We start from the raw sequence: 13,063 nt of genomic DNA on the forward strand, positions 1-13,063 counted from the left end.
TCCCTTCAGCTCCAGTCTTCGTTCGCCGCCGGCGGCGAACGAAGACTGCCACGGCGCAGCGGAGCTTTTCCCGCGAAGCCGGGCCCCCCATCTATCGTGACAGCGGCGAAGTACGCCTTGGCAAGCCATCCTCTTCCGCGAAGCCGGGCCGAGCTATTAATCGAATCGCAAGGGGTGCCATGGCGGTCGCTTCTCAGCCGCCATGCCGATAACGCCCAAGACCGTACTGCTCCTCTGCCGGGATCATGTGCCACCGAGCAAAGCCCACTCGGTTCCGTTTTGAGCATAGTCTGATCCGGTCAGGCAATCCAAGCCACAGCATGATCAATTTTGGACCAGCAGTATTCCTTCCTGGCGAAGAGTACGTAGGGGCCATTGGGGACAGTCACCCATTATTTTCATAGGCTCACGGTCCTTTTGTTTCTTCTCCAGGCGCGGGCGGCCGACGGGGAGGGGGCGCAGGCGGCGGCCGACCAGACGCTCTAGCTTGGCGATGAACCGGTCGCTGCCCAGCGGGCGGCCGCGGTGCGTCCACGTCCGCATCTGCCGCAGCGTCGGCTTGTCCTGCGGCCGTGCCAGCGATTCACGCCAGTTGCCGTCGGGAGGCTGGATCTTCTTCCAAGCCGCCATGTCCAGCATGCCCCGGGATATCTCGGGAGGCCGCCTCGCCGCAGTGGACCGCGGGAAACGGAAATAGTAGACGTGACTGGCGGTTGGGATTACGAAAGAATATTTCTGCGACGAAAAGGACGAGCAACCGCTTGCCCAGGCGCTGCGTCGGGACGAGAATACAGGCACACCGCTGGGATCGGTGGGATTCGCCAAGAAGTTCCTAGCCGCCCTGGGCCAGCCTGTACTCCCCAAACCCGGCGGGCGCCTCTCAAAGGCCAAGAAGACGAGATGGACACGAGAACCGCGATTCCCGGATAACCTCCGGATAAATTTGTCCCCGGATAACGGATAACCCCGGGGCGGGGAGATCACTATGAGTGTGCGTCTACTCTCTGTGGCATCGGCAGCGTGCATGCTCTGTGTCTGCGGTTGCGACCTGCGGACGCCGCAGGAGCGATGGTCCATCTTCCCCACCGGCGAGCATTACAATTTCATCCAGGCCGTTACGCCGCGATACCTGTGGATGCAAGGCGGCCTGTGGTGCGGTCAGGTCCAGCAGTACGACATGCAACAGCGGATATTGACGGCCTTCACCGACCGCGACGGTCTGCCCATCAGCGGCAACGGCGTCGAGCGGATGGCGGCCCGCAATAACAAATGCCTGCTGCTGTTCGAACGCCAGCCGCGGCTGTTCCTGTGGACGCAGGGCACCGGCTGGCGGCGCCTTCCGGACATCGAGAAAAGCGGCGAGATTCAAGATGCGGCGTTGGACAGCGACGGCGACGTCGTTGTCCTCACGACCGACAGGTCCGGTCCGGCCAAGGCCGCGGCATCTTGCAGCATTCTCAAACTCAGCGGCAGCACTTGGCGCCGGATACGCAGCGACAGCCTGCCTGGGGCTTCGGCGATCGTGCCGCTGGACGAGTGCTACATAATCAAAATCCACGACGGCGTGGGAAAGCTTGCGCGCGTCAGCAAGTCCGCTCTCGATGCTCCGGCAATTCTGCCCGGGACTCTCCCTGACGAAAATCGGCTGGGCTATCTTCAACTGGGCGCCAGGACGTACCTGTCTCTGCCCGGTCCGCTGCACAGCCCCAATGGCCGCCTGGGAGACCTGCGGGGGATGCAACTCCTTCGGGAACTGACGTCGCAAGGCGTGGTTGAATGCCGGCACCAAACGCCGCTGTACCTGGACCTCGAATGCGGGCAGTTCAAACCCATGGTGGTCACGCTCCTTTCGCCAGACAAGGCCACATGCCTGACCGGCTCGGCCTCCCGCTGCGAACTCGACAGCCGTCAGACACCCATTGCCTTTCCCGTTCGCGACATCAACGGCGACATCTGGCTGCCGACACAGACGTACAAAGACGGCAAGTGGACGCCCGTCACCGCCCACGAAGTCCAGGGCATCGAAGCCGCCAGGCCCGACCGCGCTTATTATGACGACCAGCAAGGCCGATGGAGGCGGACGGTGCCGGTCTGGAACCAGGCATTTTCCGTCGTCGACGCGGACAAAAAGCTGGCCTGGGTCATGGACGATTACTCCGCCGCAACGATGCGGTTGATGGACTACAGCGCCGCCCAGCCGCGCCCGGTGCGCGAGGTCCGACGCGAGAGGGACTGGGGGCTGCCCAGCTTTCAGGACCGCCAGGGACGATGGTGGATGTGGCGGTGGAACGTCGTCCGGCTCGACGGCGACGGGAACTCGAAGCGATACCCGCTGAAGAACCCCTCGGCCATCTGGCTGTCTCCCAGGACCGGGGAGGTCTGGGCCGCCGATCATTCGCGCTATCTCAGACACGATCCGGCGCAGGACGCGTTCGTGCCTGCCACGCTGGACCTGCTCTACGAGCAGTTCTCCTTCAAGATCGGGCCCTACGAGTATTCATCCGTGCCCTTGCAGCACGGCCTGGGCATGCCGTCGTTCATGCAGAAGGTACAAGGCCGCTGGGAGCCCTTGGGCCAATGCGCCGCCAGAGGGCAGCGACTCCTCATGCATCGCAAAGACGGCGTGTGGGAGTATGACGCCGCCGCCGGGCGGTGCGTGCGGCTGCACAGCGACTACTTCAATATCGCCTTCGACAGCAAGGGCCGGCGGATCCTGGCGAACCACCACACCATACTGCTTTATGACGCCGATCCTTTTGACGATCCGGGCTATCTGCTCTATGCGCCGCTGCTGCGTGCCCAGGAGCAGACCCTCGCGGCGTGCGTCAAACTGCTGGCATCGCCCGACGCGCGCATCCGCGAGTTCGCCCAAGAGCAGATCAAGGCCCTTTCGCCGCTGGTGAAACCCACCGTGGAGATCATGGCCGAGGACCCGCGGCTGCCCGAACTGACGAGGCAACAGCTCCAACGGGCAGCCGCTGGGATGAGAAGCGACCCGCTGCCGCCAAGTCTCTTTGAGGCGGCACATCCGCCATGCCCGACGTACTAGATGCCCTGACGAGCTACGCTGTAACCCGCTCAACATTCCCCTCCATATGCCGCCAACCGCTTCTCCCATTCCGGCGGTTTCATTTGTCCCCTTATTCGCAGGGTGTACCGCTTGCCGATTCCGTGGAGGCCCACACCACAGACGACTGAGAAGATTTCTGCCTCCGCAACCCACCCCTTGTCCATCAACTTGGAAATCGGCTCGGCGTACCGTTCAGGCACATAGCCGAGTTCTTTGACACGATTAAATATTCCCAGCTTCGCACACACACGAACCACGCGTTTGTTCTTACGAACGAGGAGAATGGACTGCTTCTCTCGGCACTTCTTTACGAGACGCTGCTTGCCCGCGTCCATGATGCCCGCAACGGAAAGGCACGGTATCTCGTGGGGTACAAAACCGGAATCGAGCTTGGCCAGCCTCCTGTGTCGCTCTTCTTCCTCTCTGGCCTTTTCTTTGCGTCGAGCGTCTTCTGCTGCCAATTCTTCAGGGCTGGGGACTCTGTTCTTGCGTCTACAAACTGGGCAGGATTCCAATTGGCCGATTAGGCTGACGGGGGACTGCAGTTGTTCTCCGCAACCTCTACAGGCATAGACGATCATGGTCATGCCCTTTCACCAGAACGAAATGATGAAAGCATTGTAGAGGGAACTGGAGGCCAAGGCAAGGTCTGTCGATTTCGTGAGGCACGAGAGATGAAGGCGTTTAGGCTGGCTCATCCACGAATCTGTAGTGCCAATCCATTAGGATGGTCGCAGGCCTGCTGATGAATCGCTAATTATTCTTGACATGTGTGCCGATGTGGCTATACTGATTTCGTTAGGCCAAATGCCCCGTTGATGGACCCAGGAGAAGCTGCCATTCTACCGGCGCTTGGGTGAGCAGAGACGGAGGCGGGCATATCGCAGGCCTGATCAGGTTGTTTTCTTGCTCATTTGTTAATTGACCGGAAACTCCGGCAGAAGCGAGGTTCACGTGAAGATGAGGGCCATATTAGCATTGGTCTGTGTTTCTCTTGGATTCTCAGGGGCGGGCTTTGCCTCGGTAATCAACATAGACACCTTCAACGTGGGTGAACAGTATGTCGCGGGGGGGAGCAGCAATACCGTTTCGGGGCTATCCACAAGTGATGTCATCGGCGGAGAGCGGTACTTTTCGGTTACAGGCAATGCCCGCCAAGTTAACGGAGAAATCAACACCGTTGACTACCTCGGTGAGGGGACCTACGAATCCGGTCCGCGTTACAGCGGTGGATTCCTACTGGAATATGGGCGGTCAACAGACCTGAACGTGGCCTTGGCCGCCGGCGGTGCGTTCCAGCTCGATTTCACCTATGTGGATCTTGGAACCGGCGCGGGCAACAACGCGATCACGATCACAGTGGCCGCTGACAGTCAGACGGATTCGTACCTTTTGAACTGGCCTGCCACCCCAGGCCAGATAAGCATTCCAGCGTCATCGTTTTCGGTGATCACAGCATGGAACAGCGTGGACCGATTGACTTTCGAGTTCAGTGCCAAGACGGCTGCCGATGTGACTCTCGACAATATCGCTTTCACAATACCTGAGCCCGCGACGATGTCCCTGCTGGCCCTGGGCGGCCTGGCGGCCTTGATTCGGCGGAAGAAGAAATAGTTCCTCAATCCAGATGAGCTTGAGACGGGCGGGATGGGTCGGGGCCGCCCGTTTTCATCCCTTCCTCGGGGCCTGAGATTCGCTGCCATTAGAATGATCCGGGTGGTCACGTTCAGATACCCCGAGGTGTCGTAAGATGCCCATTCTGCGTGCAAGCCTTCCGGGAGAACACTGGCAGGCCCTCCAGTGCCTCCTGAGCGCCATCCAGCTTGAGTTCGATGACTGGCTTGTATCAGCAATGAGTTGGCAAAAAACGGCAAGGGCCGGCACCTTTCGGCACCGGCCCTACTCAAGAGCGGGCGATGAGGCTCGAACTCACGACATTCACGTTGGCAACGTGACGCTCTACCACTGAGCTACGCCCGCATGAACACAAACATTATACCCCTTGCCGCGGGCTTGTCCAGAGGACTTGACAAGAGTTCTGCGCGTTTTTTGCTTCATGCCGCAAGAGGCGGCCGAGCGAGAATTGTGGAGACTCCAGCCATCGCGCGGTCGTCACGGCGGTTGAGATTACTCTTGCCGCCGCGTCGCGCGGCCGAGGTCATGACTTTTGCAGTTGCTTGCCCGCGCGGCGACAAGGGAGTATATTCCACGCAATTCACCAACTGCTGTTTGAGGCAGGCGACACATGCACACATCTATATATTGCACAGCAGCCATCCTGACAGCCGCGGCCTTGGCGGCGCCGGTTCGCCCGGCGGCGGGACAGCAGGCGGCGCCCGGCGCGCCGCCGCGCGAGCGGGCGCTATCCTCAGATCCGCGGGCCCAACTGGCCCGCTCGCAAGACCCGGCCGAACCGTCGGTGCCGCTGGGGGAGCGGGTCGAGTTTCCGGCGGCGGGCATCAGCATGGCGGTTCCGCCGCTGTTCAAGTACGCCGCGCCGACAGCGTCGTCGCAAGGTCCGCAGGAGTTGGCGCGGGCCCTGTGGCAGCGTGCGCAAGGGCCCGGGGCGATGGCCGTCTCGCTGACGGTGGAGGTGGTTGACTCGCAAGCCACGCCGGCCTCGGTCGCGGGCGCCTTCGAAACCCTGGCGGTCAAGATGGGCTGGGTCAGCAGCCTCAAGATGACCACCGAGACGCAGTTGCCCGTGGCGGGCATGCACGCGCTGGCCCGCCTTTACGAACTCAACACCCCGCGCAGCCGCGGGGTTGGGGTGCGCGTGTATTTCATCCGCAACCTGGCGGCTTCGCGGCTGAGACTGTGCTACTCGCTGTCGGTCACGGCGACGCAGAGCGTTCAGGAATTGATGGTCCCGGTGCTGGCGTCGATGTGCAGGAGCATTCAATTGCACGATCTGCGTCACAGCGATACGAGCAAGATCGGCAAGCTGGTCGCCGCGCATACAGACCGCAAACGCGGGTTTTCGATGATGCTGCCGGCAGGTTGGCAGGTTGTGGCCAAGGGAGACGGTGTGGAGTTGCGCGAGCTGGATTTTCTGTCGGGCGGCACGAGCGTCTACCGTGGACAGATGGTGGTGGCGTCGGTAGACACGGACGTGACCGCCCGCAGCAGCGTCGATGTGATCCTGGGGCAGTTTCAGCAATCATGCCTGGCGGGGCAGGGCCTGGAGACAACGGCCGTGCAGCGAGGCCCGCAGTGGCTCAGCGGTCTGGAGGCCTACCAGGTGATCGTGCGACAGAGCGCCGCCGCCAGCGGCAGCGGGCCCGCCAGCCGCCCGGCTGTAACGCGCGTGGCGGCACTGCGGGGCGTATGCACCCTGGCCCAGGGCGACGAGGCGGACCCCTACCCGCAGCGTAACGCGTATCTGATGATTGTCACGGCTCCGGGAAAAGAGCCCGCCCTGGCCCAGGCGTCGATGAACGCCCTGGCCGGCGGGCTGAAGATCAACCTCGCATCGCTGCCGGTTCCGGCGAGCGGTCCGGCCAAGCCGTCAACGCAAGCTGACACGTCGCGCCCGGCGGATGCCCCACCGTCGTTCAGCGCGCAGTGAAGCTATTGCCGGCCGATCGCGCCTTGCAGAGGATGGCTTCGACGTCGCGGGGGTCGTCGCTGGGGGGATTGAGTCCGATGACGAATCGCCCGTGCCGGGCGATATCCAGCAATTCATCGAGCCGCTCGGCCGGAGCGCCCCAGAACCCGATCGGCGCGTGCAGCGAGGCCTCGATCAGTTTTTCGCGCAACGGCGGCATGTCCAGAAGAGCCTGCACGACGCTGGGCTGACCGGGGTCATCCACGTAGTGCTGCACCAGGACCCCACGCGTCGAGCAGACCAGGCCGGCCTGGTAGAGCCCCACCGTGTGATTGTGGTAGAACCCCCCGCCGGTGCGGGCGAAGAACCGCTCGTTGTAAGGCTTCTCGAACTCCAGCGCCATCTCGCGGCTGATGAGGCCGACCGGGTCGCCGTTGACGAAGACGCTGCGGTCGGGCAGCCAGGCGCCCCAGACGGCTGTGCCCCAGCCGGCCGGTGCGGCGGGCGGGGCCTGGCCAGCCAGGAACTCCTCCATCGCCACCATCCAATCCACGCACCAGCCGATCAGGGCGTGTACGCGCTGGGGGTCGGTGTACATTTCGACGAACAGTTCGTTGCCGCGCACGCCGTTGGCGGCATCGAGCGGCGAGCGGTACAGGAACGGCAGCACGTGAAAGTCGCCCTCCCAAAGCCGCCACAGCTCGCGGTTGACCTTCAGCGCGAACTGCACCCACGGATTGTCCGGGTCGAACTTGAGCTGGGCGATCTGCTCCCATGATCGATTCGGCTCATACCAACTGGTGAACCCATCGTGCATCGGCCAGCCGCCGGTCATCGCCGCGTTGATCGCCCCGATGCCCCAGTACACCAGCGCCGTGGGCACCGCGTCATCGTCAAAGCGGTACCCAGCCGCGATGGCAGCTCGATGCTGCGCGACATACTCTTCGATCAAGGCGGGGATGTTGCGATCGTCGAGCACACTCTCGACGGGCCCTTCCTTGAATTTCTGGCACAGATACGCTTCGAGGCTGCACCCCCGCTCGCCCCAGACATAGAACATCAGATCGCCCGGGTCCTTGCGGGAGTGGAAGAGCTTCCACCGGTCCATCCGCTCGGCGAGTTTTTTACGAACGTCCAAATGCCGCTCCACGTGCTATGCTTGGCCGTGCTCTCAGAAGAAACGGACCTGCCGTTCAGCTTCGCCTATTCAACTGTTACCGCCAAGCATGAAAGATTGTGCTGTCGTGTCAACTCCCGCAATTTTGAAAGTTCTCTTATTGTTTCTCTTGGGGCTGGAACAGAAATAGCCCCCGCTCTATAGCAGTAGACGCAATAGACGACATGGGTGCCAGGCTCCATTAGATAGCACCTGCCAGAATCTTTTCTGTCAAGAATGAGCCGTTTGAATTGTGGCAGAGGAATTGAATGGTTTCTCCGGGAATTGAATTCCGACGCGAAGTAGCTTTCTGCTCCTTCATCCTTGTAGACTTGAAAGAGCATTTGGTGGATATGCTTACCACTCCCTGCGCGGGAAACACCTGATCCCAGCGACACTTCTCTGCCGTTCTCGATGAGCAATATCTCATACACTATGGCGGCTCGGCTGACCAATCGAAGAGAGTACGTGCCGTGCGCAACAAGACGCCCTGTTACCGTGCTCAAAGATTGAACCAGCAGACTCGCCTGGTCTGCTAGAACCTGCACGTCAGGATGGACTCCATTGACCCAACCATCCGTAAACCTCGCCAGAAATCGAATGCACTGGCGTTTATTGCCCTGTCCGACAAAATCAACTGTCACCAAAGGATGAAAAAGAATAAACATCCTGCCCACCTGCCGGCAAGACACCTTGGAAATGCTCCAATAGGGGATGTCGTACCGGCGGCCCCAGACCTTTGCAGTCAACCCTGTTTGCGTTGCGCTTACCGCCGCCAATCGGCTCATCAACACCGCCAGCACGAGCAGGATGAACAGACTTAAAACGCTAGCCCACACATATTGAATCTTCCAGTCGCTTCTGATCAGGAGCTTGATGCAGAACCATATCCAGAGCAGGAAAGGTAAGGCGCCTACAACTCGAACGAATCCTGTTGTAACTGCGCTGAACCGCATGGGAAACAGAAGCCGGGACTCCCAAGGCTCCGGAAGGGGTGGAGGCAACGTCATGTCCTGTTTAACCACGACGCGACTCTATCGTACCACGACCAGCTCTTCAATAGAGCAGGCTCGCTATCGACGCTGGTACTGTCACCCGCCTGACAGGAACTCCTCGACCAGCGCGACGAGATTTTCTGTCGGCGTTTCGGGGCGCAGGGGTTTGGCGGGGGCGAGGATGAAGCCGCCGCCTTTGCTCATTTCGATTCGCAGGCGGCGGATCTCGGCGACCAGTTCGTCAGGTCCGGCGAAGGGGATTGTGCTCTGGCTGCCCAGGCAGCCCCAGAAGGTGATCCGATCGCCCCAGGCTTTCTTGAGGGCGTAGGGGTCCATGCCGGCCGCTTCGGGCTGGACGCTTTCCAGCACGTCCAGGCCGATCTCGCAGATGTCGCCCATGATGTCGGCCGTGCTGCCGCAGCAGTGGACGACGGCCTTCTTGCCCTGGGCGTGGATGGCATCGAAGATTCGGGCGTAGCGCGGCTTGTAGAACCGCCGCCAGCGGTCGGCCCCCATGAGGATGCCGCGCTGGATGCCCCAGTCGTCGCCCATGAAGATGGCGTCGGCTTCGATGCCCTCGCAGGCATTGATGAACTCGATCGTCAGCTCGCACATGCGGTCGAGCAGCTCGGCGTAGAAATCCTCCTCGGCCACGCAGTCCATCAGCGTCTCTTCGAAGCCGCGCAGGTACCAGGCGTCCCACATGCATGTCCAGAGGTGGATGTACGTGAAGGAATCGCGATTGGCCGCGACGGCGTCGATCACGCCCTGCCGCGCCTGCGGGTTCAGAAACGCCTGGGCCTTGGGGAAGTCGTAGCCGTCGAACGACGGCTTCTTGAGGCCCGGCTCGATCACGACCGGCGCTTCCTTATCGGTTCGCCAGAGCGTACCGAAGGCGTCGCGATGGTGCGCCTCGTCGATGCGCTGATTCGGCGGCCACGCGATTCCCCCGCAAGGGGCGATGTACGGAATGATCCGCTTGCGCCAGTCGGCATTGCCATAATACGCGTCGACGCGCTCAGCCACGCCGCCTTCGAACGCCAGCGTGTACGGCACCGGGTCCGTCTGGCGGTGGGCGATCTGGTCCAGGATGATCTGGCGCGGGGTCATCCCTATTTAACAACTTCCAAAGCGGCAGCTCTGGCTGCCGCACTCCATAGCGCGGCTGCGTCGACGTCGATCGGTTGGAGGATCATCGCGAACTGGAAGGGGCCGCTCTTGAGGAGGTAGCGGTCCCATGGGCCGGGGCCGCAGCTTCCGGTGCCGATGCCGTTGTGGCGGTAGTCGAGGTTGAGCGTCAGGAAGTCGCGCGGCGTCAGTTCGTGCGTGTGGCGGGCGGCGTCGAGATCCTGCGTGGTGAAGCGATGCACGCTGAAGTTCAGCTCCGGCGCCCCCACCGCCAGCAAGCCGGCGCCCCGCGTGTCGGTCAGGCTCACCCAGCGCACGTCGGTGCGGTTGCCGTTTTCCTGCGGCATGATGTAAGGCGTGTACAGCTCGTCCACGCCCGCACGCCACAGGCCGTAGCGCTGCGCCTGCTTGGTGTCGACGTAGCACTCGCCGGGGCCCCGGCCGTACCAGCTCACGCGGTCCAGCCCGAGCGGCAGGGTCATCTGCAGACCGATCCGCGGCAGCGTGGGGGGCAGTTCGCCCTGCAGCTCGCCGGAGACGTCGATGCGCATCTGGCCGTCGCCGGTGATGGTGTAGTCGTAGCGGCAGAGCAGCGCGTGGCCGGCGACGGGCGGGGCGATGCGCGAGACGACGCTCACCCGCGCGGCCTTGCCGCCGGCGAGTTCCTTTGCTTCAAGGGCGTCCAGGCGGTGATGCAGGCGGTTGAGCCCGGCGTTGCGCCACGAGCCTGCGTTGTCCCAGCCGCGGTCGTTGTCGGTGATCGCTCGCCAGAAATTCAGCTTCGGTCCCGTCCGCAGCAGCGATTGACCGGCCGCCACCCAGCGGCTGATCGTGCCCGACAGCGCGTCGAAAGCGATCTCGAAATCATTACCGGAGACTGTGACGCTGTTGCCGTCGCGCGTCAGGCGCACGGGCGGCATCGTTTTAACGGGCACGGCGGCCACAGCGGCGGTCTTGACCGGCAGGGCGAACTGCTCCCAGGCGACCTCGAACCCCGCAGCCGCCCAGAGGGTGTCCTGGCCGAGCGTGAAGGCAATCATCAGCCGGTAGTCCACGCCGGGCTGACCCTTGGGCATCTCGTAGGGCAGGGTCACATTGCGGCTGGCGTGAGGTTTGATCTTTGGCGCAGCCATCGTGCCGCTCTGGATCACTTTGCCATCGGCCGCAATCGACCACGACATCGTCAGATAATCGAGCCCCAGGAAGTCATGGCGGTTGGTGATTCGCACTTCGCCCTTGGCCAGGTCCACCGCTTCGATCTTCACCGGCTGGATGATCTTCTTGTACTCGGTCAGCCCCGGCGAGGGGCGGCGGTCGGGGAAGATCAGCCCGTCGCAGACGAAGTTGCCGTCGTTGGGCTCGTCGCCGAAGTCGCCGCCGTAGGCGAAATACTCGCGCCCGTCGGCGGTGCGCCGGCGGATGCCGTGGTCCACCCACTCCCAGATGCACCCGCCCATCAGCCGCTCGTACGCCCAGATGCACTCCTCCCAGTACTCCAGCAGCCCGCCGGGACCGTTGCCCATCGCGTGGGCGTACTCGCAGAGGAAGAACGGGTACTGCGCATACCGCATCGACGCCCCGTCGCCCAGGTCGATCGGCTCTTTCCCTTCGCCAACCTTCTTGACGTGGTCGATGTGGCTGTACATGCGGCTGTAGACGTCGGCGACCATCACGCCGCCGTCCCCTTCGTAATGCACCGGGCGGGTGGGGTCCATCTCCCGGCTGCGGGCGGCCATCGCCTTGTGGTTGCAGCCGAAGTTGGCCTCGTTGCCCAGCGACCACATGATGACCGAGGGGTGATTTCGGTCGCGGGCGACCATGCGCTCCATGCGATCGACGCACGCCATTTCCCACGCCGGGTCGTTGGCGGGATTGCCCTTCCAGTCCTTGATGTAGCAGAATCCGTGGGTCTCCAGGTCGCACTCGTCGACGAGATAGATCCCATACTCGTCGCACAGGTCGTACCAGCGCGGGTCGTCGCAGTAGTGCGACGTGCGGACGGCATTGATGTTGTGCCGCTTCATCAGCAGCACGTCCTGCAGCATGGTCTCCAGCGGCACGGCGCGGCCGAGGTCCGGATGGTGCTCGTGGCGGTTGACGCCTTTGAGCTTGATCGCCTGGCCGTTGACGCGGAACACGCCATCCTTGATCTCGACCTTGCGGAACCCCACGCGCTGCGGGACAACCTCGAGCACCTCGCCGCCCGAGTCTTTAAGCGTCAGCAGCAGCGTGTAGAGGTACGGCGTCTCGGCCGACCATTTTTCCACGTCCTTGACGTTGAGCTTGAGCGGGATTTCATCGAGAGCCACGATCTCCGAACTTCTTGCGGCGACCTTCTTGCCGGAAGCGTCCAGCAGTTGCGCTTCCAGTGCGGCGCCTTTGCCGCCGCCGGCGAGTTGGGCCTGCACGTGCAGCGCGCCGTCAGCATAGCTGCCATCCAGGTCCGTCCAGACCTGCACATCCTCGATATGCTGCCTCGGGTGGGCGGTCAGCAGCACGTCGCGGAAGATGCCCGACAGCCACCACATGTCCTGGTCTTCGCAGTACGTTCCGTCCGACCACTGGTACACGCGCACGGCCAGCACGTTGCGCCCGGGCTTGACCAGGCTCGTGATGTCGAACTCGGCGGGGATGCGGCTGCCCTTGCTGAAGCCGACGGCCTGACCGTTGACCCAGAGGTGAAACGCCGAGTCGACGCCTTCGAATCGCAGGCGGATGACCTGGCCTTTCCACTCCTTGGGCACGACGAACTCGCGCCGGTACGAGCCGGTCGGGTTCTCTGAGGGCACGCGCGGCGGGTCGACCGGGATCGGATAGGCCACGTTGGTATAGTGCGGCCGCCCGTACCCGAGCATCTGCCAACTGCAGGGCACGCGGATGTCGTCCCAGGCCGAGGCGTCGAAGCCTGCGGCCTCGAAGCCTTCCGGCGCCGCGGCGGGGCAGGAGTCGTAGTGAAACTTCCAGACGCCATTGAGCAGCATCACGCGCGGCGAGAGGCCCTTGTCGCAGCTTGCGGCCGAGACGGCGTCAGCATGGGGGAAGAAATACGCCCGAGGCGGGCGGCGGTTTCGGTTCGTCAAGCCGGGATTTTCCCAATCGTTCATGGCGGCGTCTCCATTTGACGGTGCGATTCTGCCCCTGCCGCTCGCCGAAAGCAAGCCCCAGGT

The 13,063-nt window shown here is 62.7% G+C and carries 9 protein-coding genes and 1 tRNA gene; 3 read left to right on the plus strand and 7 right to left on the minus strand.

Annotated elements, in window-relative coordinates; all coding sequences use genetic code 11:
• Positions 1-324: 324 nt before the first annotated feature.
• Positions 325-639, minus strand: a complete 315-nt coding sequence (locus ABFD92_03555) for a hypothetical protein (protein ID MEN6503594.1) — start codon at positions 637-639, stop codon at positions 325-327.
• Positions 640-985: 346 nt separating this feature from the next.
• Between ABFD92_03555 and ABFD92_03560 the strand changes: the two genes are divergently transcribed.
• A complete protein-coding gene (locus ABFD92_03560) occupies positions 986-3,049 on the plus strand; it encodes a hypothetical protein (protein ID MEN6503595.1) in 2,064 nt (687 codons plus the stop codon).
• A 29-nt stretch (positions 3,050-3,078) separates the two neighbouring features.
• On the opposite strand, the gene ABFD92_03565 is transcribed toward ABFD92_03560, so the two are convergent.
• Entirely contained in the window at positions 3,079-3,657 is a 579-nt protein-coding gene (locus ABFD92_03565) for a hypothetical protein (protein MEN6503596.1), read from the minus strand.
• A 373-nt stretch (positions 3,658-4,030) separates the two neighbouring features.
• On the opposite strand from ABFD92_03565, the gene ABFD92_03570 reads away from it, so the two are divergent.
• Positions 4,031-4,684, plus strand: coding sequence for a PEP-CTERM sorting domain-containing protein (locus ABFD92_03570; GenBank protein MEN6503597.1), 654 nt, complete (start codon positions 4,031-4,033; stop codon positions 4,682-4,684).
• Positions 4,685-4,978: 294 nt separating this feature from the next.
• Here ABFD92_03570 and ABFD92_03575 read toward each other — a convergent pair.
• Positions 4,979-5,050, minus strand: a tRNA-Gly gene (locus ABFD92_03575).
• 265 nt (positions 5,051-5,315) lie between these two features.
• Between ABFD92_03575 and ABFD92_03580 the strand changes: the two genes are divergently transcribed.
• Entirely contained in the window at positions 5,316-6,638 is a 1,323-nt protein-coding gene (locus ABFD92_03580) for a hypothetical protein (GenBank protein ID MEN6503598.1), read from the plus strand.
• Here the strand turns inward: ABFD92_03580 and ABFD92_03585 are convergent.
• The 4 genes from ABFD92_03585 to ABFD92_03600 all read right to left on the minus strand — a co-directional run bounded on the left by ABFD92_03585 (position 6,625) and on the right by ABFD92_03600 (position 13,000).
• Positions 6,625-7,755, minus strand: coding sequence for a hypothetical protein (locus tag ABFD92_03585; protein ID MEN6503599.1), 1,131 nt, complete (start codon positions 7,753-7,755; stop codon positions 6,625-6,627). The genes ABFD92_03580 and ABFD92_03585 overlap by 14 nt on opposite strands.
• 65 nt (positions 7,756-7,820) lie before the next feature.
• Positions 7,821-8,798, minus strand: coding sequence for a hypothetical protein (locus tag ABFD92_03590; protein MEN6503600.1), 978 nt, complete (start codon positions 8,796-8,798; stop codon positions 7,821-7,823).
• Between the two features lie 66 nt (positions 8,799-8,864).
• Entirely contained in the window at positions 8,865-9,878 is a 1,014-nt protein-coding gene (locus ABFD92_03595; protein MEN6503601.1) for a uroporphyrinogen decarboxylase family protein, read from the minus strand.
• Positions 9,879-9,880: 2 nt separating this feature from the next.
• Positions 9,881-13,000, minus strand: coding sequence for a glycoside hydrolase family 2 TIM barrel-domain containing protein (locus ABFD92_03600; protein ID MEN6503602.1), 3,120 nt, complete (start codon positions 12,998-13,000; stop codon positions 9,881-9,883).
• Between the last annotated feature and the right edge of the window lie 63 nt (positions 13,001-13,063).

Source organism: Planctomycetaceae bacterium, from assembly GCA_039680605.1.
Lineage (GTDB): Bacteria > Planctomycetota > Phycisphaerae > SM23-33 > SM23-33 > JAJFUU01.

Coding starts and splice junctions, on each gene's coding strand:
- ABFD92_03555 (MEN6503594.1), bottom strand. CDS start 639: ATGCTGGACATGGCGGCTTGGAAGAAGATCCAGCCTCCCGACGGCAAC.
- ABFD92_03560 (MEN6503595.1), top strand. CDS start 986: ATGAGTGTGCGTCTACTCTCTGTGGCATCGGCAGCGTGCATGCTCTGT.
- ABFD92_03565 (MEN6503596.1), bottom strand. CDS start 3,657: ATGACCATGATCGTCTATGCCTGTAGAGGTTGCGGAGAACAACTGCAG.
- ABFD92_03570 (MEN6503597.1), top strand. CDS start 4,031: ATGAGGGCCATATTAGCATTGGTCTGTGTTTCTCTTGGATTCTCAGGG.
- ABFD92_03580 (MEN6503598.1), top strand. CDS start 5,316: ATGCACACATCTATATATTGCACAGCAGCCATCCTGACAGCCGCGGCC.
- ABFD92_03595 (MEN6503601.1), bottom strand. CDS start 9,878: ATGACCCCGCGCCAGATCATCCTGGACCAGATCGCCCACCGCCAGACG.
- ABFD92_03600 (MEN6503602.1), bottom strand. CDS start 13,000: ATGAACGATTGGGAAAATCCCGGCTTGACGAACCGAAACCGCCGCCCG.